A 20,165-nucleotide genomic window follows, 5' to 3' on the forward strand; every position below is an offset into this window, starting at 1 on the left:
CTCCGCACCGAGCTTTCGAAGACGAAGCGCGATCTGAGATGACGGCTGGCGATCCGCCCAACAAGATGGCTGAAGTTGCCGGACTGGCGGCCGCGATCGCCGATCACATTCTCAGCCAGCATCAGGCGGGGACCACGATCCCGCCGGAGCAGTTCAGGATGCTGGTGAGCGCCGCCCGGATGCTTCTGGACAATGGCGTGGCGTGGCCGCCGTCGGTGACATACCTCGTGATGGAAGTCGCTCGGCGGGTCGAGGAGGCCGTGCCGCCGCCCAGGGGCGACGAGGTCGTGGCGCAGCTGACCCAGGCGCTCGACGCGGCGAGACCCGCCTGACGATCACCGTCGCGTCGAGGGGCTGCAGGGTCCCGTCCGCGCCGCCGGCCGGCTCAGGCGCGGCGGCCTGACGGTCGAGGTCGACCGCATCACCGCGTTCCGGCCACCGCTGCCCGGACGGTTCGGCCCTGGCCGATCCGGCCTCTCGCGGAAGCGGCGCCCTATATGGGCCTCATGCCCACGCTCGGCCTTAAGCTCCCGCTCCGGATCTGTGTCCTCGACGACGCCGCGTGCGTCGAAGATGCCAGCGGCCGGCGCACCGGCTACGTGTCCTGGGCCGAAGGCCGTCCCGGGACCGGCGACCGGCCCTTCACGCGCGCCGAAGCCATCGAGCAGGTCCGCATCATCGCGAGTGCCTGGGCGGCTGCTCTGGTCCATAGCGGCACGCTCGATACGGGACCGGCGCCCGAGCCGGGTGCCGCCGCCGCCGAGCCGTCTCCGGAGGGCTGAACCTTCCCACGCGGCGGCGCGCGACGCCCCTGTCGCATAGCAGGCAGCCGGCACAGGTGCGCGATGGTTGGGCCATCCTGCTACCGGGCGGGGCCGCAGGCCGGACGGGCCTCGTCCGGGACTGTCGCCGAAGGCAGCCCGGTGCCGTGCAGGGATTGGCGCTACAGGCCGGAACCGCTCGCATGGGAGAGCGGCGTCCCGGAGCCGGAACTCGCCGCGGAGGCCGCAACGGTGGCCGCGATCCAGTCGCCGTCGCTGGTCCCGACACTTCGACAATCCCGCTCCATGGCCGTCACCTGCCGGCGCCAGAGCCAGAGGCGGAGCGTGTGGATGAGGTCGTACATGATCGGCCCCGCAATGTCGCTGGAGCCGATGTGGTGCGACCGCGCGACCCGCTCAAGGGTGCGTTGCCGGGTCCAACGGACCATGAGGCCACCGGGGCCGCGTGTGCTCGGCCGGTTGCAACGCCGAGCGCCTAAGCGGCGAGGTGCTTCATCAAGAAGTGGAAGCCGAGTTCAGGATTCTTGCTGAAGTCGGCATCGTAGAACGCATTTTCATTGCCGGAGCCTCGGCAGAAATCTTTGAACAGGAACATGGTCTTCGGCACGAATTCCAGTCCATGCTTGCGAACAACATCGCGCCACCACACCTCCGGCTTGACGGTCGGATGGTAGCTCACGCCGTTGGCGACATCGTCGTAAGTTGCGGCAGATCCAACGAAAAGACCGCCCTCGGCCAGATGAGACTTCACGTTTGCAAACAGCTGAGGGAGAAGGGATTCCTCGATGTGCTCGAGGACCTCCCACATCGTGATCACATCGAATTTAGCCTGCTTGCCGGTTCTTTGATCGATCAACGAGAATGGTTTCGTGATGTCGCACGTCTTCAGATAATCGGGAATGATCGACCATTCGGCCCTTTGAGCTCGAAGGGAGTAGTCGCTTCCTTCGATTCCGAACGCCGCGTTGCCGCGAATGAGAAAATCAAAAACGAGGCCGCCGCCCGCGCAGCCGAGATCCAGGGCCGCGACCTTTCGGCCGAAATAGGTCTCCAGGGAGTGACAGAAGCGCTGATTGCGCGTGTTGTCGTCCTTTGTTCCCCTCGGAACAGTGTGATCGTTGCTTTCATAAGCGATCGGATGATCGGTGATGAGGGCAAAGGCGTTCTTCGGTGCAAGCTGGGCGACGGCGAGACGTCGGACATCCTGCATCTGCGCAATCTGCTGCGCGTGTGCGGTCATGATCTTGCTGTCAAGCGCAGCGTAGAGCTGGCGACCTACGTCAAGTATCTGCTCTGAGATAAACTTTCTATCCATTTCGTCCATGGTAAAACCTTTAAGTATAATCCGGATGAGGGATGTGTCGGTCTGCTCGCAGCTTGTTATCGGCGCTGATATAAGCCACCTGCGGCCGTACAGGACTAGGTCGAGACGGGTCGATGTGGTGTCATCAGCCGGATTGGTCTCCCGGGCGCAGCTGCCGGCATAGTCTGACGTGCGTGTGTAGATGAACCGACGAACCTCGTCGAGGATACGACGAGGGGATCCGCGCGTTTCATGGCCCGTCGGGCGCTCTGAGTTTGGTTCGCGGCAGTGACACTCGTCATCCGCGCGGTGGGACCACGCGCGCGCGTCAAGCGCGCCAGCTTCGCGCTTGTCCGGGGCACCGCATCTTCGACGCTGTTCAGACGACGATGGTGCGAGAGAATTCTTAAATCTAGGTTATGTCAGTATTTGTCATCACACTGTTTGATTTGTCGGCGAATCATTGATGTGGCCAAGAAAAATCGATCTGTCGTGGGGTGGAGGCGTGCGCGTGGATGCCGTCAAGATGCGCGAAGGAGGCGCCTCCTGCGGGATCTGCCTCCGGCCCTCTTCGGCCGCCGGCGACGGACATCAGGACGCTTCCCCGGGCAGCCCCGTCCAGGCCTCGCGGATGAGCGCGAGCCGTTGGGCGGCCTGCGCCGCATCGGCCTCCGCGACTTGGTTCAGGACGGCCTCCAGTGCCTCGGATCCGCCGAGCGCGGCGGCCGCCTCACCCTGGCGGCGCATGGCGGAGCGGTGCGCCCGCATCGCCGGTCCCGCCTTCGGCCCGGCCTCGATCGCCTCCAGGGTGGCGATCAGGGCGGCGGCAAACGGGGCGACGTCGCGCCAGGATGCCGCCGCGGGCGCCGGCTCGGGGGGCTCGGCCCGCGCCGGTGGCGGCGCGGAGAAGCTGGTGGTGAGCGGTCGCTTCATGACGAACCTCCACGGGCGCGGTATAGGGGACACATCGGCCGGTGCAGGCCTGTACGAGGCGCGCATGGCCGAAAGGCGGAAGGCCATCCCCGGATCCGGCGAGGACGGCCTGTCGCGCCACATCCTCCCCAATGCCGGCACGATGGTCGGCGTCTGCACCACGCTGATCGGTCTCGTAAAGATCGCAGAGGGCTGGATCGGGCCGAGCCACGTCGACGAGGCCGCGGCCCTGACGGCCGTCCTGTTCCTGATCAGCGCGGTCGCGTCCTACCTGTCGATCCGCCTGGGGGATGTCGGCGACCTCTCGATCCGCCTGGAGCGCTGTGCCGACATCTGCTTCGTCATCGGGCTGATCGGCCTGACCTTGATCGCGGTCCTGTTCGCCTACGAGACGATTTGACGGCGCGTCGCGCGGAGCCGGTCGGGCAGGGCATCGCGATCGGTCAGCGCCGCCGCGAGGACCGCGAACAGGCCGAGATGCAGGGCGAGCGCCGCCAAAGCGGCATCCTGCAGGGACCACAGGCCGGCCGCACCGACCGCCATGAGCGGCGGCCCAGCCACGTAGACGAGGCTCCGCCACGCGGTCGCGGGTCGTCCGAGGCGCCAGAAGCAGCCGGCCAGCGCCGCCAGCGCGAACCCGCCCTTGATCACCGCCATGAAGCGGATCACCCGCACGAGGTCTGGGTCCAGGGCGGCCGCGGGGGCCCGCCCGGCTGCGGCCCAGACCGCCGGAACGGCGAGGATCGCCAGCGCGGCCAGGATCAGGCGCGCCGGATTGGCGGCGCGCGTCGCGCGCCCGGCCGCAGCCGGGATCGTCATCGCCTGAACCCGCATCGGCTTCCTCCTGCGCGCCGCACCGCCCGGGAGCGAGTCTAGGCACTCCGGGAGCCGCGGTCACCTCGCGGGGAGGGAAAGGCCCGATCCGCGCCGTCGCAGGGGCGTTCCGGTGAACCCCGCCGGCAACCACCGTGCCGGGCCCGAGAACCGCGTTCCTCGGCTCAGCAGCCGCGGAACAGGGCGACGCCGAAGGCGGTGAATTTCAGCGGCAGGTGGCAATGGCCGTCCGGGTCGGCGATCCGGAAGCGGATCGCGGCCTCCTCCAGGAACCCCTCCCCGGACGCCCCGACGAAGTCCCCGATCGCGAACACGACCTCGTAGAGGCCGGCGGCAAGCCGCGTACGCACGATCGGATGATCGAGCGTCCCGTCCGCCCCGAGCCGCCCCTCGGCGATCACCCGCCGCCGGGACCCGGCCCTCAGGACGCGCACGCGCATCCCCTCGGCCGGCCGGCCGGTGGCGGCGTCGACGGCGTGGAGCGACAGGCCGGTCACGGCGCCCTGCCCTCCCAGACCATCCGCCAGGGATGGGCCGCCTCGTAGGCCGCCGCCATCGCCACCAGGGTCTCGTCGCCCCCCCAGGGCGCCACGAGCTGGAAGCCGATCGGCAGCCCGGCGCCCGAGGGGCGGCAGGGGATCGAGATCCCCGGGCAGCCCGCGGCGTTGACGAAGCCCGTGAAGGTCGCCGAGCCGCGGGGTCCAACCGGCACCCCGGCGATGTGAGCCGGATGGGTGTCCTCCGCCCGCCAGGGCAGCGCCGCGGCCGTGGGGGTCATCAGCAGGTCGTGGTCGGCGAACAGGGCGGCGAGATCCTGGCGGAGCGCCAGCGCCATCCGCTGCACCGCGAACAAATCGGCCGCCGACAGGACCGCGCCGGCCTCCGCCAGCGCACGGATGTCGGCGCCCAGATCGTCGTGCCGGCCCGGATGCGCCCGCATCAGCCAGGCGATGCCGGCCTGGCCGAGGATCGGCCAGGCCTCCGTGATGGCCCGCGCCGCGTCGAAGCGGCCGGTCTCGACCCGGTGGCCGAGGCCGGCGAGGCGGCCGGCCGCCTCGGCGACGCTGTCGGCGATCTCGGGATCGACCGGGGCCGTCCCGAAGGTGGGGACGGTGAGGATCCGCAGCGGGCGTTCCGGCACGGCGGCGGTCCCGAACGGGCCGAAGCCGTTCGGCGCGACCGAACCGGGATCGGCCGCCCCGAGGATCCGCATCGCCGCCGCGAGGTCGTCGACCGTGCGCGCCATCGGCCCGACCACCTCGAGGTCGAGCATGATCGGCGGCAGCCCGCCGGTGCGCGGCACCCGGCCGGCGGTGGGTTTCAGGCCGACGAGTCCAGTATGGGAGGCGGGGCGGCGGATCGAGCCGCCCGCGTCGGTCCCGAGCGCCAGGGGCCCGATCCCGGAAGCCACCGCCGCGACGGCGCCGCCGCTGGAGCCCCCCGGCGTCAAGGCCGGGTCCCAGGGGTTGCGGGTGACCCCGGAGACGGGGTTGCCGGTGTAGCCCTGGACGGTCAGTTCCGGGACGTTGGTCTTGCCCAGGATCACCGCCCCGGCCGCGCGCAGGCGGGCCACCGGCGTCTCGTCCCGGTCCGCGCCCTGCCCCGCGTAGAGCCGGCTGCCCCAGCCGGTCGCGAACCCGGCGACGTTCAGGCTGTCCTTGACGGTCACCGGCACGCCGTCGAGGGGGCCGAGCGGTCTCCCGGCCCGCCAGCGCGCCGCGCTCGCCGCGGCGGCGCGCTCCGCGCCCTCGGGATCGACGGCCACGAGGGCGTTGAGCGCGGGGTTCACGGCCTCGGCCCGATCCAGGCAGGCGCGGGCGGCCGTCACGGGGCTCGCGGTCCCTGCGGCGTAGCGGCGGCACAGGGCCGTGGCCGAGAGGGTCCAGAGCGGGCCCGCCGCATCGATCCGGGTCATGACTCGTCCTCGCGGTGCGCGATCCAGCGGGCGAGCGGCCCGCTCAGGCCCGTGGCCGGTTTCGCGGGCGGCCGGGCGAAGCGTCCGGCCCGGGGTGGCCGCGTCCCGAGCTGCACCAGCGCCTGCGCTTGGCCCAGGGCGGCCGCCAGCGGGTCGACCAGCGGGACCGGCACCGAGTCCCGCAGCGTCGTGGCGAGGCCGGCGAGCGGCGCGCCGGCCAGGATCACGACGTCGGCCCCCTCCCCGACCGCCCGCTCGGCCAGGGCCAGGATGTCGGGCCGCAGCTCCTCCTGCACCGCGGTGACCGCCTGGAACGGCCGGCGCACGGCGTAGAGGCCCGCGCAGCGCGCCGACAGGCCGGCCAGGGCCACCGCATCCTCGTACCAGGGCAGCAGGGCGGGCGCGAAGGTGACGACCGCGAACCGCGCCCCGAGCTGGCAGGCACTCAGCATCGCCGCCTCGGCCATGCCGACCACCGGCAGGTCGAACAGCTCGCGCGCCGCGATCAGCCCGGGATCGCCGTAGGCCGCGATCACCGCCGCGTCGTGGCCGGAATGGTGCGCGGCCAGCGTCTCCAGCACCGCCGCCCCGGCGAGCTGCGCCTCGGCCCGGCTCGCGATGTAGGGCAGGCCCGTCTTGGCGGTGAGCGCGGTGATCCGCGCGTCGGGGGCGAGCGCCGCCTCGGCCGCCCGCGCCATGCGCTCGGTCATCGCCGCCGAGGTGTTGGGGTTGAGGAGCAGGATCCGCATGCAGAGGCTCCGGGCGCTCAGCCGGCCATCCGGCGGGACAGGCCGGCGGCCCGCTCCATCACGACGGCCAGCACCACGGTCGCCAGGATCAGCAGGCTGGAGGCCGCCGCCACCGTGACGTCGAGGCGGCCTTCCAGATCCTGCCACATCCGGATCGGCAGCATGTCGGTGGCGGCGTCGCGCAGGAACAGCGAGACCGGGACGTTGTCGAAGCTCGCCATGAAGGCGATGAAGCCCCCGGCCAGGATCCCCGGCCGGATCAGCGGCAGGGTCACCCGGCGGAACGTGGTGAGGCGCGAGGCGCCGAGCGAGGTCGAGCTCTCGAGGAGCACCGGGTCCATCTGCGACAGGGCCGCCACGGTGGTGCGGACCACGAAGGGCACGCAGACCACGGTATGGCCGAGGATCAGGGTCAGCGGCGAGACCGGGATTCCGGCGAGGCTGAACAGCATCAGGGCGGCGAGCCCGAAGGCCAGGGCGGGCAGGACGAGGGGCGACAGGAACAGGCTATCGAGAAGCCGCGTGGAGAGGAGCGGCGACCGGGCGATGGCGAGCGCCGCCGCGGTGCCCAGCACCACCGACAGGAGGGTCGTCCAGCCGGCCACCACGAGGCTGTTCCAGGCGGCCGCCCGGAGCTGCTCGGCCTCCGCCAGGGCCGCGTACCAGCGCAGGGAATAGCCGGGCGGCGGGAAGCGCAGGGAGAAGCCGCTGGTGAACGAGACCACCACGACGATCACGGTCGGCGCCGCCAGCAGGACGAGGCAGAGCCCGGCGAGCAGCAGCACGGTGCCGTGGAAACTGAACCAGTCGAGATCGCGCCGCAGCCGCGTCCGCATGGTGACCTCAGGCTTGCGCGCGGCCGCGCGACAGGCGGCCCACGAGGTTGAGGAGCGTGACGCAGGCGAGCACCGCCACGAGGAAGACGATCGCGATCGCCGCCGCGAACGGCCAGTTGTTGAGCGAGGAGGCCTGCTGGTACAGGTACATGGGCATGAACAGCATCTGCCCGCCGCCGATCAGCGACTGGGTGATGAAGGCGGTGATCGCCGCCGCGAAGGTCAGCAGGCAGCCGGCCACGATCCCGGGCAGGCAGAGCGGCAGGGTCACCCGGAGGAAGGTGCGCCACGCCCCCGCCCCCAGAGCCGCCGAGGCATCGGCGAGGTTCGGGTCGATCCGCGACAGGGCGGTGACCAGCGGTAGGACCATCAGGGGCATCTGCACCTGCGCCAGCGCCAGGACGAGGCCGCCCTCGGTGTAGAGCAGCTTCAGCGGCGTGTCGGTGAGGCCGAGCGCCAGGAGGCCGGCATTGACGATGCCCTGGCGCCCCAGGATCACGATCCACGCGAAGGTCCGCACCACCACGCTTGTCAGCAGCGGCAGCAGCACGATCAGGGTCAGCAGGCCGCGCAGCCGGCCGGGCGCCCAGGTCAGGAGCAGCGCGAGCGGCAGACCGAGCAGGAGGGTGAGCGCCGTGACCTCGACGCCGAGCCACAGGGTCGCGCCGAGCACCCTTAAGGAGAACGGGTCGAGCAGGAACCGGGCGTATTGGTCGAGGCCGAACCGGGTCATGCCCGGATCGGCGTAGAAGCTCACCAGCACCAGCAGCGCCAGCGGCGCCAGGAAGAAGACGAGGAAGAAGCCCCCGAGCGGCAGCGCGAGCCGGATGTCGTAGGCCGCCGTCCAGGCGCGGCCCGGGCGCAGGGGCGCCGCGACCGCGCCTGCCGCCGCCATGGCCGGGCCGGCGCTCACACCCGGATCTCGCGGTTGAAGCGCTCGATCCAGGCCGCCCGGCTGCGGTTGATCGCGGCCCAGTCCTGGAACACCGATTTGCGCTTCAGCTCGTCGGCGTCCTTCGCCAGGACCTTCGCGACCTCGCCCTCGATCGCCACCTTCCGGTTGGTCGGCACGATCAGGTAGGGGCTCTGCATCAGCTTGGCCTGCACCTCCGGCGACAGGGCGGCCTCGATCAGCTTGAAGGCCAGCTCCTTCACGGGCGTGTTCTTGACGATGTGGATCGTCGTCTTGAAGGCGATGATGCCCTCCTTGGGCGCCGCGAACTCCACCGGCACGCCCCGGGCCTTCAGGATTTGGATCGCGTTGAAATTGCCCGGCCCGATATCGACCTGCTCCTGCTGATAGAGGGCCGCCAGGGCACCCGGATTGGCCGCGACGGCGGCGAGGTTCGGCTTGAGTGCCTCCAGCGCCTTGAAGCCGGGCTCGATATTCGTCTCCGAGCCGCCGTGCATCCGGGCGATCTCCACGAGGAAGCCGGTGCCCAGGGTCGAGTTGAGGTTGGTGATGCCGACCCGGCCCTTGAATTCGGGCTTCCACAGGTCGGCCCAGGAGGTCGGCGGGGTCTTCACCTTCTCGGGGTTGTAGGTCAGGCCGACGATCTGGAAGAACGGCGCCGGGCCCATCGGCTCCTGCGCGTCCGCGATCAGGTCGCCGTAATGGGCCGATTGGGCCACCGGATAGGGCTCGACGAGGTCCTGGGCGATGGCCGTGAGGGCGGGGCCCGGATCGTGCAGCATCACGTCGATCGGCGGGTTGGCGCGGGCGGCCTGGACCTTGGCGATCTGGTCGACCGAGAGCATCGGATCGAGGATGACGTCGCCGCCCGAACTCTTGCGGAAGGCCGGCACCAGCACCGCCCGGTGGGCCTCCTCCCAGCTGCCCGTGAAGGTCGCGAAGACGAGCTTGCGCGCCTGCGCGTGGGACAGGCCCGGGAAGGCCTGGGCGGCGCCCAGGGTCAGGGCGCCGGCGAGGAGGCTGCGGCGGTGCAGGGTCATGGTCGGCTCTCCTGGCTCGATGTCGACGGGCTCGGCCTCGGTGGGCTCGGCCTCAATGGCGGGGATCGGGGAAGACGCTGACCCGCTCCGGCGCGGTCGGGCGCAGGCGCACGCGGGTGCCGGGTGGCCGGGGCCGGGCGCCCGCGGCCCGGGCCTCGGCGGTCTTGAGGCGGGCGCCGCCGTCGAGGCGGATCTCGTGGACCAGGGTGGCGCCGAGCGGCAGGCCGATCTCGACCACGCCGTCGAGTCCGCCCCCGATACCCCTCTCGGCGCCGGGACCGTCCTCCGCGAAGGCGACGTGTTCGGGCCGCAGGCAGGCCGCCACCCGCGTCCCGTCCGGCAGGGTCGTGGCGGCCGGGAGCAGGCCGCCGGCTTCCAGCGCAACGACGCGGGCGCCGCCCGGCTCGGTCGCGAGCCGGCCGTGCAGGACATTGGCCGTGCCCACGAAGGTGTTGACGAACAGCGTCTCGGGACGGTCGTAGACGTCGGTCGGGGGGGCGAACTGCTCCAGGCGGCCGGCATTGAGCACGGCGACCCGGTCGGCCATCGACAGGGCCTCCTCCTGGTCGTGCGTGACGATCAGCGTGGTTGTGCCGGCGCTGCGCTGGATGCGCTTGATCTCGATCTGCATGTCGAGGCGCAGGTTCTTGTCGAGGGCCGCGAAGGGCTCGTCGAGGAGCAGGATCGAGGGCCGCACGGCGAGCGCCCGGGCGAGCGCCACGCGCTGCTGCTGGCCGCCCGACATCTCCCGCGGGAAGCGTCCGGCGAGGTGCTCCAGCCGCACCAGCGCCAGCATCTCGGCCACCCGCGCCTTCTGCTCGGCCCGCCCGACGCCCCGGGCCGCGAGGCCGTAGGCGACGTTGTCGGCGACGCTCATGTGGGGGAACAGGGCGTAGTTCTGGAACACGATGCCGACGGTGCGCCGATTCGGCGGCAGATGGTCGACCGCCTGGCCGCCGATGATGACGCGCCCCTCCGTGGGCTTCAGGAAACCCGCCACCGCCCGCAGCAGGGTGGTCTTGCCGCAGCCCGAGGGCCCGAGCAGCGCGACCAGCTCCCCGCCCCTGATGTCGAGGGTCACGGTGTCGACGGCGAGCGCAGTCCCGTAGCGCTGGGTGATCCCGTCGAGGATCAGGGTGGTCCCGGCGCTCACGGACGGCCCTCCCCGTCCGCCGCGAAGGCGCGGCCATGGGCGGCGAGATGCGTGGTCGGGCAGCCCGCGAGGTCGAGGCCCTTCCACAGGGTGACGGTCACCGAATCGATCACCGGCACGCCGAGTTCGGCCTCCAGGGCCGGGGCGAGCGCGGCGCCCGCGAGGTTCGTGCAGACGATTGCCACCGCGTCGACACCCTCGGCCGCCACCGCCCGGACCATGCCGGCGATCGCCTCGGGACCGGCCTCCGCGAAGGCGAAGTTCTCCGACAGGCCGAGATGGCGCTCGGCGCCGCAGTCGAACCCGGCCGCCCCCCAATTGGCCTGGATCCGGCGCTGGACGTCTCCGGTATAGGGCGTGACGAGACCGATCCGCCCGTAACCCCGGGCGCGGAACAGGTCGCGGAAGGCGAGCGCGGCGGTGGAGGCCGGGCACCCGGTCCGGTCGGTGATCGCGGCGCTCAGGCGCTCGTCCGCCGCGAAGCCGAGCCAGGCGCCGGAGGTACCGTTCCACAGGATCGCGGCCACGCGGGCATCGGCGAGCAACTCGGCCGCCGCCAGGATCGGCTCGGGGTCGAACTGGTCCAGAGCGGCCGCCGACAGGCCGATCTCCGTCACGCGGAAGCGGGCGAAATGGGCGCTCACGCCCGCGCAGCCGGCGAGCAGATGGGCGGTGGCCGGCTCAAGGACACTGTTCGACGAGGGCGTCAGCATGCCCAGACGCGTCGTGCGGTTCGATCGGTCCATCGCATCCTTCCCCGACAGGCGGAGCATCCGACAGGCTGGCGTGTGCGACAAGGGATTTTCTGCATGTTGCATGCAATTTGCGCAAATGCATGATAAGACAGCGCAAGCGGCCGAAAAATGGATCATCGATCGTGCGGACGGACGCGCTAGGCTGGCGCGGTGGAGCGGGAGGATCGATGGACGTCGTCGCACGAAGCCGGGGGCGGCCCCGCAAGGCCCTGGTCGTCCCGGCCGCGCAGGTGCCCCGGACCGGACTGCACGAGCAGGCGGCGGTTCGGCTCAAGGACATGATCGTCCGCGGCGTGCTGCCGGCGGGCGCGACGCTCGTGGAGACGGACCTGTCGGTCGCGCTCGGGGTCTCGCGGACTCCGCTGCGGGAAGCCCTCAAGCTCCTGGCGGCGGAAGGGCTGGTCGATCTGCACCCGAATCGCAGCGCCCGCGTCCCGGACTGGACGCCGGAGGAGATCCTCGAACTGTTCGAGGCCCTGGCCGGCATCGAGCGCCTCACCGCGGAACTCGCGGCGCCGCGGATCTCCGAAGCGCTGATGGACGCCCTGCGCGGGAAGCAGGCGCAGCTCGACCGCATGCACCGGGACCAGGTGCTCGACGCCTATTTCGCCCTCAATCAGGAGATTCACCGGACGATCGTCACGGCCGCCCATAACCGTCCGCTGGCGGAAGCGCACGCGCCGCTGCAGGCCCGGGCCCAGTGGGCCCGCCTGCGCGCGCTCTCCAGCGGAAGCCGCTGGGAGGAATCCGCCCGGGAACACCGGGATCTGTTCGAGGCCCTCGCCGCACGCAACGCCGCCGAGGCCGGGGCCATCGCCCATCGCCACGTGCTGCGGACCGGCGTGGTGATCGCCGAGACGCTTCAGGCCCGGCGCGCGGACCCTGCGGGCCGGTAAGGAAACGTTAACCCTGTCGTCGCATCGATGGCGCACCAGCCGGGCGCTGGCCTTCCACGCCCATCCGATCCGCCCCTCAACACGGGTGGGCGTGGAAGCCTCGGCTCGCAGTCCCGGCCTGTCAGGCGTCGCCGAACGCGACCCCGAGTTCGGTCTCCTGCCGCCACGCGATGCGTGCCGCCCGGCGCTGGCCGGCTCCGTAGGCCAGCACGAACGCGTCGGGCACGCCGATCACGCTGACCACCTTCAGGCGGGCGCCGCAATCCGACATGTTGCGGATCGTGCAGTCGATCACGCCGCCGCCGGCGAGTTCGATGCGACCCTCGAGAAGGGTCCGTCTGCGGGGCGCCGCGCGTCTGTCTTCCATCCTCGTGACCCTATGGTTGCGGGACCGGATCGCTCCGGAATCCACCCGCTCTTCGCCGGTCCGAGCCACGGATGGTCGATCTCCACCCGCGTCGTCCCGGCGCGACGGCCTCCGGCTCTCCGCGTGCCGTTTGCCATCCGGTCCAGGAAATCACGGATTTCGTGTCGATTCCGTCAAAAAACTTCGTGAAAGCGCGCCGGCGCGCGGGTCAGGACGTCCGCACCAGCTGCAGGGCTCCCAGTGGCGGCGGCGGCGCGACGCTGCGGGTCTGATTGCGACCGCCGTTCTTGGCCTCATACAGGGCGCCGTCCGCCAAGCGGTACGGGTCTGGCAGGGGCGTGCTCCGGTCGCCGCTCGGTCGCACGCAGGCGAGCCCGATGCTCACAGTCACGACGCCTGCCCCGATCCCCGCCGCTGCGACGGTCAGCTTCGACACTTCGGCATGGACCACGTCCGCGATGCGCAGAGCGCCGGCCTCGTCCGTTTCGGGCAGGAGCAGGGCGAATTCCTCGCCGCCGATGCGGCTGACGAGATCCTGGGGGCGGTGCACGCTCGTGGCCAGGCAGCGCGCCAAGCCCTGCAGGATCGCGTCGCCCACCGGGTGCCCGTAGCGGTCGTTGAACCGCTTGAAATGGTCCGCGTCGACGATGAGCAGCGAAAGGGGGTGGCCGTCGCGCCGGGCCGCGTCCAGGTTTCGCCGGAGGGCATCCTCGAAGCAGCGGCGGTTCGGCAGGCCGGTCAGGGCGTCGGTGCGCGACAGCGCGGCCATCTCGGCCCGCATCGCCTCCCGCCGGCGCAGCTCCCGGCCGAACAGGAGCGACAGCGCGATCGTGAGGCCGCACAGCGCCAGCACGATGCCGCCGATGATCGTCGCCTTCGCGGCCCACTCCGCCTCCACGTCCTTGGTGGACAGGGCGATGTTCAGGATCAGCGGCAGGGTTTCGATCCGCGTAAACGTGTAGTTTCGCTTGACGCCGTCGCGCACGGAGGTGCTGACGAAGTTGCCGCGCCCCTCGCGCAGGAACCGTTTGAAGATCGCGGTCTGCCCGATATTCGCCCCCAGATCGGCCTCCACATAGGGGTAGCGCATCAGGCGGGTGCCGTCGGTCAGGTACAGGTTGATGGCCCCGCCCGGTCCGAGATCGATCTCGCTGAACAGGTGCGTGAAGTAGGACAGCTTCACGGTGCCCAGGACCACGCCGCCGAAGCTGCCGTCGGGCCTGTCGATGCGGCGGCTGAACGGGAGCATCCGCTCTCCGTTGAGCCGCGACACGATCGGGCGCCCGACATGGAGGCCGAGCCCGGTGCTTGCCCGGTGGACCTGGAAGTATTCGCGATCCGCGTAGTTGCCCGGGCGCGGCGGGACGGCCGCGATGTCGCCGACGGCGTCACCCCGCTCGTCCAGGATCAGCATCACGCCCATGTCGCGGGCGGTCGCGGCGCGGTCGAACAGGATGAGCTGGCGTAGGCGCGGGTCGGCCTCGGCCAGGCCCGGCACCTTCAGGTTATCGACCGCCGCGTGGATCGAGAGATCGTACATCTCGATGTTGCGCGCGATATCGCGCTCAAGGACCTGCAGGAGGTTCCAGGAGGTCTGCTCCGCGCTGGTCCAGGCGTCGCGGCGCAGGTCGGCCAGCATCAGGCCGGACGTCACGACCATGCCCAGCGGGGCCAGGATCCCGAGGACGATCCAGGTGCGGGCCGAGCCGAGCCACGGGGCGACGCGCCGCCAGACGTTCATCGGACCTCCGCGGACGGCGCTTCGTTGCCACGATCTGGCACGCCGAGCCTTAACCGCCGCTTTCGCGCGGGCCCGGGCGGCGCTGCCCGGTATGCATCGCGGGGGGGCAGATGCATACCGGGATGCAGGGCACGGCGGCGTCGGGCGGTCGACCTGCGAGCGCGACAAAGCATCCACAATCGGTATGTGGATACGCAATTCTATGCTGATGCCCGCAAGTCCCGCAGGAGACTATGCTGATCGGACACGGAGCGGGAGTCCGGCATGTTGGACGGCGATGCCTTTGCCCACGAGATCGCGGCGCTCCTGATCGCCGACATCAAGACCTCCGGTGCGCGCACCCACGGTGAACTTGAGGAGGCCTGCCGGATCTCGCTCGCGAGTCTGCTGGGCGACACCGCGATCCCACCCCAGATCGCCGTACTGATGCCGATCGGGCTGGACCGGTGGCCGCGGGTGGTCGTGAAGGGGCGACCTCTGCCGGACGTGTAGGGAGAGCCGGCAGAGACCGGTCGGCGGCGTTTCGCGCCTCAGCGGCCGATGACGCCCGTGCCGCCGGTCGGGCCGATCGCGTTCGGCCCTGTATTCGGGGCGGGCGTCGCGGCCTGGTTCCGCTGGATGTCCATCCGCAGCGTGTTGCTCTGGGTCGTCTGCTCCTGACGCAGGGCGCGCATCTGGCCGCTGGTTTCCATGGATTGGTTCGCGGCGTTGGGGTTGTTCTGCTGCACCTGGGCCAAGACGGGAGTCGCGGCAGTCGCGACCAGACAGAGGCTCGTGGCGATGAGGATGCGCATGGGGACGTTCTCGCGCTGAGGGATCGTGCGGAGTTGACCCGTCACGGGCGCACCGAGTTCCATCCGGGCGTGCGTCGCGGGTGGATCGAGCTGGTGCCCGGACCGCCGGCTTGCGGATTTTCCTCCTCCGGCGCTGCGGCAGGGTTAGCGGAATCCTGCGGGACAGAGGCCTTCTTCACGCCTTGTTAACGCATCCGGGCAAGGCTGACGGCGGTGATCGGGAGAGGGGCGTAATGCGGGGCTTGTCGGCAGAGGACGAACAGGCTGTCGATCGGCTGACGCTCCAGCTTCTTCACGACGCCTATTGCGACTTGGCGGCGGTTCTGCGCGGCGCCCAGCCCCAGGCGGCCGCGGCGATCCTCGGCGTCATGGAGCAGCGCGTGACCGACGTCCTCACCCGGATCTGCCGGCAGGGTTCGGAAGGCGCGGCCTCGGTTGAGATCGCCGTCGCCGTCGGCGAGCGGATCGGCGAGATCATGGATCAGGCGCACGGGCGGGACGTGGCTGGCGCGCGGGCTGCCTAATTTGAAGAGATCTCGGAAGCCAGCGTTGCCAGCAGATTCAACGTTTGTGATTAGTCGATCATTCGCCGTTCGAACGAACTTCCATATTATCTATTTTCTCGATCTGAGTTCGCGCGATCACAATATAGAATCAAGAAGTCGAGCTTCCTCCAATATCTGAGCTGTGCATGAGTGGCTGCGCAAGTTGGTGCGTCGACGCTTCGCCTCCTTCATGATTTTCTGCTGCAACCAGCAAATCTTCGAGATAATCCTCGCTTTAAGCCAGCCTAAGCGCCGCTTCTGTCCTGGGTGTCCACGTCTCGGGAGCCTCTGGCGTTGAACCGAAGGCCAGATCGCCCGTGCGCCACAGTCCGCCCAAAGCCAGAAATTCCGGCATGCCGAGTTCCAGTTCTGGGAATGCCTGGGTCAGAATTCCTTTGCCCCAGCCATCGGGGCCTGCTTCGTGAAAGGCCAGATGAACCTCTCCCGGGGCCGCAGGCCGCCATTTGTTTCCCAGCAGAAGGCCAATGGGGTCGATCGGCCTGCGTCTTTCTGCAGCTAGATAGTCGGAGCTGTAGGCGAACCGACCGAAGCGCCGTGAGGAGCCACCTTCAAAGACCAAGAGGCCGATAGGCATATTGCCTCTCTGCCCTGATCGAAACACGTGCATTTCCTCAATGCGATTGTACTTCGAGGTCCGCCACATACCTGCTCACAATGAACCCGCCATGATTAAAAATGATATCCGCAAAGTCAATGATGGTATAAGATAGATATTTCTGAAGTGATCCGTAATAATTGGCGGGATTCGCTCGTTTAGCAAGACCTCACTGGCGACAACCAGCCTTCCGCCCTCTAGGTGATCATGCGATCTGGAGCGCTGACCTGCAACACGTAAATGGGCGCCAGGCTTCCGTTAACGATCGCGACAGGAACCGCTCGCTTAAACGGCTATTGCCGCATCCGCGGCCTTCTCAAAAGCGCCGATCAACGCCAAGTTCGTTCCTGGCAGATCGCACGCGTATGCCGCGCCGCTCTTTAGCAGAGGGCGGCCGGCACCGGTGTTAGCAGCACCGAGCGCCGGCCTGACCACGATCCGTATCGGAAAAGGATACCGACCATGGCTGAGACCTTCCCTACCGGCGTTATCACGCCGGCGAAACTGGCCCGATGCATGAAATCCGGGCAGCCCCACCCCTCGTCCCGGCAACCCGCCTGATCGCCTGAAGGCGCGCTGGCACGCGACAGCGCCGTGCCTCAGTGTCCCCTCGCCATCCCGCAATCCTGACGCCCTCGCCGCCGCAGGCCTGAGGCCGCAGCAACGAGCCCGCGCGCCCTGCCGTTCGGCGGAAGGCGCGGGGTTGGCGTCGCCTGGACGGAATCCATCCATGACCATCGTCGTTCCCCACCCCGCTGCCCAGCGCGGCGGCCGACAGCGGCTATCCGCACGTGGGCAGCCTAGCTCCGCGCCCACCAGCCGCATCACCGTCCCGCTCGGCAGCGCCGCGGCCCTCGGCTGCGGCCACGTCCAGCCCGCGATGGCGCAGGTCTGCGCTCCCGAGCTCATGTCCGCGGCCGAGGCCGCGCTCGACGGCGCCTTCCGAGCGACCTTCGTGCCTGATCCCCTGCTCGGACCGGGCTTGTCGCAGCTCGGTTCCGTGCTGGCCTCCATGGTCAAGCGCCACGGCAGCCTGATCGAGGCGGCCATCACCGACGTCCTCGAGCGAAGTGGACGATACATCGTGCTGCGCAACATCGCGATGCCCATCACCGTGCCGACTCAGGAACTGGTGCGCGCCAGCAGCGCCGCCCAGCTCGGCCAGACCTCGATCGAACTCGCCGGCGCCGTCGCGCAGACTGTATTCCTCGACCTGGTCGTCGTCGACCGGCACGTGAGCCGGGCCGTTATCGCCGAGGTCAAGAGGGGCTCCGGCAAGAACGAGGCTAGGAAAATACACCAAGTCGAATGGGTGCTGCGTTGTGCGCAGGTCCAGGGTCGCGCGTTTCTGGCCTCACTCGGCTACGAGGTCGCTCAGGCCCGCGCGGTGCTGATCGACGTCTATGGAAGGGCCGGCTACGGCGATGACCTGACGGTGAGCGGACCGGCCATAGATCAGCTGTTCGCGGCCCCGGTCTCGGCCGCGCTCGAGGCCGTGACAACGGCGCTCCAAGCCCGTTTGCGCGCGGCTGTGCCGGACCTTCTGACGATGGCGTTGGCGAGCCTCGGCGGCCCTGAGAACGCCAACCGCCCGCACTCGCCCGGGCCGCTCGCACCCTGATCGCACCACGCTGACATCGGGTCGCGCCCGCGACCCGATGCCTCCGTCACGCCCTCGATCCATCTCGCGCCGTGCGCCTGCGCGCCCGCGCTCTCCAGGTCTGTCTCCATGACACCCGCTCTCGATCCTGATGCCAGCCGCTCCGGCACAATTGACGCGGCCAGCCCCTTGCCGCCCCTGTTCTGGTGGCGCGTCCTCACCCCGGAGGCGCTCGATATGGAGGCGCAGCGCCGCCTGTCCGCGGCCCTGGACGCGGTGCAGCCGCTGCCCTCCCCCGACTGGTCCGCGGCTTGCCGGGGCGATCCGACGGCTGCGAACCGCATCGCCCTCCGCATCCTTGCCGAGGCAGTCACCCTTCCTGGGCGTGTCGATCCGGCGATGTCGGCGATCTGCCTCTGCGCCGCACGGGGTGACAGCTCCTGCATCGACCTGCTCGTGCATGTGCTCGGGCGGCGAGCTCGACGCCGGGCTGATCTCGAGGTGCTCTGCCTCGCCCGGGCTTGGTGCTCCGTTCCGCGCCGCGGTTCCGACCGCGGCGGCGTCGCCCGCTGAGAGGGATTACGCAGATGGCCTTCTCTTCGACCTCGCCTGCCCTGCAGATCGATCCTGAGTCGGCACGTCGCCTGCTCGAGCCGATGCTTCCGCGCCGCCTGCGCGCCTGCCTCGCTCACGATCTTCGCGTGGCTTCTGCTTGTTCTGAGCTCGCCCTTGATATCATCACACTCGCCCCGGAAGCCGAGGCGCTGGTCTCCGCCTGGATCGCGGCGGCGGCCACTTCGGACGGTGTCTTGTGGCGTGACCGCCGATGGATCGCCCGCCGATCCGCCCTGATCCGGTTCCTCGACGTGCTGGCCGTGGAGCGCGACCAGCCGGCGGCGCGGGCGCTGGCCGATGTCGCGACGCTGCTTTCCTGCGGCGGCGATGATCGCAGAGCTGCCGCGCGCTTGGCCCAGCCCCTTTGGCTGGAGCGCGACGCGGTTCTCGACCTCCGGAAAGGGCTCGCGGCCCTGGCCGAGGCGCAGACGCGCCTCACTCTCGGACGCGTCGCCGAGTCGGACGCTTATACGGATGTCACCGGGGCGACCGATCTCGCTGCCGCCCTGCAGGCAGCTTGGCACGACGCGCTCACGGACGCGCTTCTCACGTTCTCCGAAAAGGCGAGCAGTGCCATTGCCGCGGCCGCGGCCCTGGCCTGTGGCGCCGATGACGCTTTCGCCGGCGACGTGGCACTCGTCCACGCGCTCTTACCCGTCGGGGAGATCCTGACACGTCCGGTGGCAGACGGCGCGGCGACGCGGGAGCGGCGCAGGTGGAAGAAGATCGAGGCTCAACTCGCCTTAAACGAGACGCGCCGGCGCGAGAAGACGGCGCCCGTCGAGACGACGGCACGGACGCCGGACGCCGATGCTCCACACGCTGAGGTGCCCAAGGGGCACGTCCTCGTCGTTACAGCGATCCAGGAGACCGGGAGCGACCGCGGCAGGTCCATCGCCCGCGGCTATGAGCACATCATCGGCAAGCCGCTACCGCTCGTCGCTGTTCCGGATCTCGCAGCCGTGCGCGAGCGGCTCGCCTTCGAGTTCCCGTACGCGTTGGCCATGATCGACAGGCTTCTGGCCGATCTGATCGGACGTGAACAAGCCACGTTCCGGCCGACCCTGCTGATAGGCCCGCCGGGTGCCGGCAAGAGTCGCCTCGTGGCGAGGATCGCTCATCATCTCGGGTTAGGGCTGTGGCGGGTCGATGCGACGCGGGACGCGGGCGCATCGCTGGGTGGCCTCGATCGCCGATGGGCAACGTCCGAGCCGGCGCATCCGATCATGGCGGTGGCTCGGTCCGGCACCGCCAATCCGTTGATGCAGATCGACGAATTGGAGAAGGCCGCAACGCGCGCGGATCACGGCAGGCTCTGGGATGCCTTGCTTCCGATGCTCGAACCGGAGACGGCCCGGACCTACCAGGACCCTTGTTTCCAGACCGAGGTCGACATCAGCCGAGTGTCCTGGTTGGCCACGGCCAACGAGGTGGGCAACCTTCCTGGTCCGTTGCTCGACCGCCTGCGCGTCTTGGAGATGGCGGCGCCAAGCCAAGCAGATCTTGAGGCGCTGCTCGGACCGATCCTGGCGGGTATCGCGGCCAATCGCGGGCTCGATCCTGCCTTCGAAGCGCCTCTGGACGGGGAAGCGGTCGCGCTGCTTCGACGATCCTGGCGTGGCGGATCGGTGAGGCGATTGACCCGATTGGTCGAGGCATTCGTAACAGCGCGCGAAACTCTCGCCGTGCGGCATTAGAGCGGCATCCGATCACATTGGATCGTAGGCATCGTATCCGGGGCTGCGAGATAGTTGCGGCATTCGGCCGATGTGAAGCCT

Annotated in this window: 25 protein-coding genes; 9 read left to right on the forward strand and 16 right to left on the reverse strand. The window is 69.7% G+C overall.

The genetic code is table 11. From position 1 onward, the window contains the following. Positions 1-38: 38 nt before the first annotated feature. Positions 39-332 carry a hypothetical protein gene (locus CIW48_RS23190; RefSeq protein ID WP_149312855.1) on the forward strand — a complete coding sequence of 98 codons (294 nt, stop codon included), beginning with the start codon at positions 39-41 and terminating at the stop codon, positions 330-332. Between the two features lie 165 nt (positions 333-497). Further along, entirely contained in the window at positions 498-782 is a 285-nt protein-coding gene (locus tag CIW48_RS23195; RefSeq protein ID WP_246695386.1) for a hypothetical protein, read from the forward strand. 161 nt (positions 783-943) lie between these two features. On the opposite strand, the gene CIW48_RS23200 is transcribed toward CIW48_RS23195, so the two are convergent. The 3 genes from CIW48_RS23200 to CIW48_RS23210 all read right to left on the reverse strand — a co-directional run bounded on the left by CIW48_RS23200 (position 944) and on the right by CIW48_RS23210 (position 3,018). Then, positions 944-1,210, reverse strand: coding sequence for a hypothetical protein (locus tag CIW48_RS23200; RefSeq protein ID WP_246695387.1), 267 nt, complete (start codon positions 1,208-1,210; stop codon positions 944-946). A 47-nt stretch (positions 1,211-1,257) separates the two neighbouring features. Continuing rightward, entirely contained in the window at positions 1,258-2,106 is an 849-nt protein-coding gene (locus tag CIW48_RS23205; protein ID WP_149312856.1) for a methyltransferase domain-containing protein, read from the reverse strand. Between the two features lie 570 nt (positions 2,107-2,676). Beyond that, positions 2,677-3,018 carry a hypothetical protein gene (locus CIW48_RS23210; RefSeq protein ID WP_149312857.1) on the reverse strand — a complete coding sequence of 114 codons (342 nt, stop codon included), beginning with the start codon at positions 3,016-3,018 and terminating at the stop codon, positions 2,677-2,679. Between the two features lie 64 nt (positions 3,019-3,082). Here CIW48_RS23210 and CIW48_RS23215 point away from each other — a divergent pair, with 64 nt between their 5' ends. Further along, positions 3,083-3,418 carry a hypothetical protein gene (locus tag CIW48_RS23215; protein WP_149312858.1) on the forward strand — a complete coding sequence of 112 codons (336 nt, stop codon included), beginning with the start codon at positions 3,083-3,085 and terminating at the stop codon, positions 3,416-3,418. Here CIW48_RS23215 and CIW48_RS23220 read toward each other — a convergent pair. The 9 genes from CIW48_RS23220 to CIW48_RS23260 all read right to left on the reverse strand — a co-directional run bounded on the left by CIW48_RS23220 (position 3,403) and on the right by CIW48_RS23260 (position 11,204). After that, positions 3,403-3,852, reverse strand: coding sequence for a hypothetical protein (locus CIW48_RS23220; protein WP_149312859.1), 450 nt, complete (start codon positions 3,850-3,852; stop codon positions 3,403-3,405). The two genes, CIW48_RS23215 and CIW48_RS23220, sit on opposite strands and share 16 nt — an antisense overlap. 164 nt (positions 3,853-4,016) lie before the next feature. Beyond that, positions 4,017-4,349, reverse strand: a complete 333-nt coding sequence (locus CIW48_RS23225) for a hydroxyisourate hydrolase (RefSeq protein WP_149312860.1) — start codon at positions 4,347-4,349, stop codon at positions 4,017-4,019. Beyond that, positions 4,346-5,767: an amidase gene (locus CIW48_RS23230; RefSeq protein WP_149312861.1), complete on the reverse strand. Its 1,422-nt coding sequence runs from the start codon at positions 5,765-5,767 to the stop codon at positions 4,346-4,348. Before CIW48_RS23230 ends, CIW48_RS23225 begins: the two co-directional genes overlap by 4 nt. Continuing rightward, a complete protein-coding gene (locus CIW48_RS23235) occupies positions 5,764-6,516 on the reverse strand; it encodes an aspartate/glutamate racemase family protein (protein WP_149312862.1) in 753 nt (250 codons plus the stop codon). Before CIW48_RS23235 ends, CIW48_RS23230 begins: the two co-directional genes overlap by 4 nt. 17 nt (positions 6,517-6,533) lie before the next feature. Beyond that, positions 6,534-7,352: an ABC transporter permease gene (locus CIW48_RS23240; RefSeq protein ID WP_149312863.1), complete on the reverse strand. Its 819-nt coding sequence runs from the start codon at positions 7,350-7,352 to the stop codon at positions 6,534-6,536. 7 nt (positions 7,353-7,359) lie between these two features. Next, on the reverse strand, positions 7,360-8,265 hold the full coding sequence (locus CIW48_RS23245) for an ABC transporter permease (RefSeq protein ID WP_149312864.1): 906 nt from the start codon (positions 8,263-8,265) through the stop codon (positions 7,360-7,362). Beyond that, positions 8,262-9,305: an ABC transporter substrate-binding protein gene (locus tag CIW48_RS23250; protein ID WP_091787327.1), complete on the reverse strand. Its 1,044-nt coding sequence runs from the start codon at positions 9,303-9,305 to the stop codon at positions 8,262-8,264. Before CIW48_RS23250 ends, CIW48_RS23245 begins: the two co-directional genes overlap by 4 nt. Before the next feature lie 52 nt (positions 9,306-9,357). Then, positions 9,358-10,458: an ABC transporter ATP-binding protein gene (locus tag CIW48_RS23255; protein WP_149312865.1), complete on the reverse strand. Its 1,101-nt coding sequence runs from the start codon at positions 10,456-10,458 to the stop codon at positions 9,358-9,360. After that, positions 10,455-11,204, reverse strand: a complete 750-nt coding sequence (locus tag CIW48_RS23260; protein ID WP_246695388.1) for an aspartate/glutamate racemase family protein — start codon at positions 11,202-11,204, stop codon at positions 10,455-10,457. The genes CIW48_RS23255 and CIW48_RS23260 overlap by 4 nt, the downstream gene beginning before the upstream one ends. A gap of 176 nt (positions 11,205-11,380) precedes the next feature. Between CIW48_RS23260 and CIW48_RS23265 the strand changes: the two genes are divergently transcribed. After that, complete coding sequence (locus CIW48_RS23265) at positions 11,381-12,109, forward strand: GntR family transcriptional regulator (protein ID WP_149312866.1); 729 nt, start codon at positions 11,381-11,383, stop codon at positions 12,107-12,109. Between the two features lie 121 nt (positions 12,110-12,230). Here the strand turns inward: CIW48_RS23265 and CIW48_RS23270 are convergent, their stop codons facing one another. After that, positions 12,231-12,476, reverse strand: a complete 246-nt coding sequence (locus CIW48_RS23270) for a PilZ domain-containing protein (protein WP_149312867.1) — start codon at positions 12,474-12,476, stop codon at positions 12,231-12,233. Between the two features lie 208 nt (positions 12,477-12,684). Beyond that, entirely contained in the window at positions 12,685-14,217 is a 1,533-nt protein-coding gene (locus CIW48_RS23275) for a sensor domain-containing diguanylate cyclase (protein WP_149312868.1), read from the reverse strand. A gap of 264 nt (positions 14,218-14,481) precedes the next feature. On the opposite strand from CIW48_RS23275, the gene CIW48_RS23280 reads away from it, so the two are divergent. Next, positions 14,482-14,709: a hypothetical protein gene (locus CIW48_RS23280; RefSeq protein WP_091787307.1), complete on the forward strand. Its 228-nt coding sequence runs from the start codon at positions 14,482-14,484 to the stop codon at positions 14,707-14,709. A gap of 38 nt (positions 14,710-14,747) precedes the next feature. Here CIW48_RS23280 and CIW48_RS23285 read toward each other — a convergent pair whose 3' ends face one another. Then, positions 14,748-15,011, reverse strand: coding sequence for a hypothetical protein (locus CIW48_RS23285; RefSeq protein ID WP_149312869.1), 264 nt, complete (start codon positions 15,009-15,011; stop codon positions 14,748-14,750). Positions 15,012-15,244: 233 nt separating this feature from the next. On the opposite strand from CIW48_RS23285, the gene CIW48_RS23290 reads away from it, so the two are divergent. Continuing rightward, positions 15,245-15,535, forward strand: coding sequence for a hypothetical protein (locus CIW48_RS23290; RefSeq protein WP_149312870.1), 291 nt, complete (start codon positions 15,245-15,247; stop codon positions 15,533-15,535). Positions 15,536-15,791: 256 nt separating this feature from the next. On the opposite strand, the gene CIW48_RS23295 is transcribed toward CIW48_RS23290, so the two are convergent. Beyond that, a complete protein-coding gene (locus tag CIW48_RS23295) occupies positions 15,792-16,151 on the reverse strand; it encodes a hypothetical protein (RefSeq protein ID WP_149312871.1) in 360 nt (119 codons plus the stop codon). A 751-nt stretch (positions 16,152-16,902) separates the two neighbouring features. Here CIW48_RS23295 and CIW48_RS23300 point away from each other — a divergent pair. From CIW48_RS23300 to CIW48_RS34225, 3 genes are all read left to right on the forward strand, one after another. After that, on the forward strand, positions 16,903-17,793 hold the full coding sequence (locus tag CIW48_RS23300) for a hypothetical protein (RefSeq protein WP_149312872.1): 891 nt from the start codon (positions 16,903-16,905) through the stop codon (positions 17,791-17,793). Positions 17,794-17,901: 108 nt separating this feature from the next. After that, positions 17,902-18,345 carry a hypothetical protein gene (locus CIW48_RS23305; protein WP_149312873.1) on the forward strand — a complete coding sequence of 148 codons (444 nt, stop codon included), beginning with the start codon at positions 17,902-17,904 and terminating at the stop codon, positions 18,343-18,345. 293 nt (positions 18,346-18,638) lie between these two features. Then, complete coding sequence (locus CIW48_RS34225; protein ID WP_246695389.1) at positions 18,639-20,084, forward strand: AAA family ATPase; 1,446 nt, start codon at positions 18,639-18,641, stop codon at positions 20,082-20,084. Positions 20,085-20,165 lie beyond the last annotated feature (81 nt).

It is taken from the genome of Methylobacterium sp. P1-11 (genome assembly GCF_008329595.1).
Taxonomy (GTDB): domain Bacteria; phylum Pseudomonadota; class Alphaproteobacteria; order Rhizobiales; family Beijerinckiaceae; genus Methylobacterium.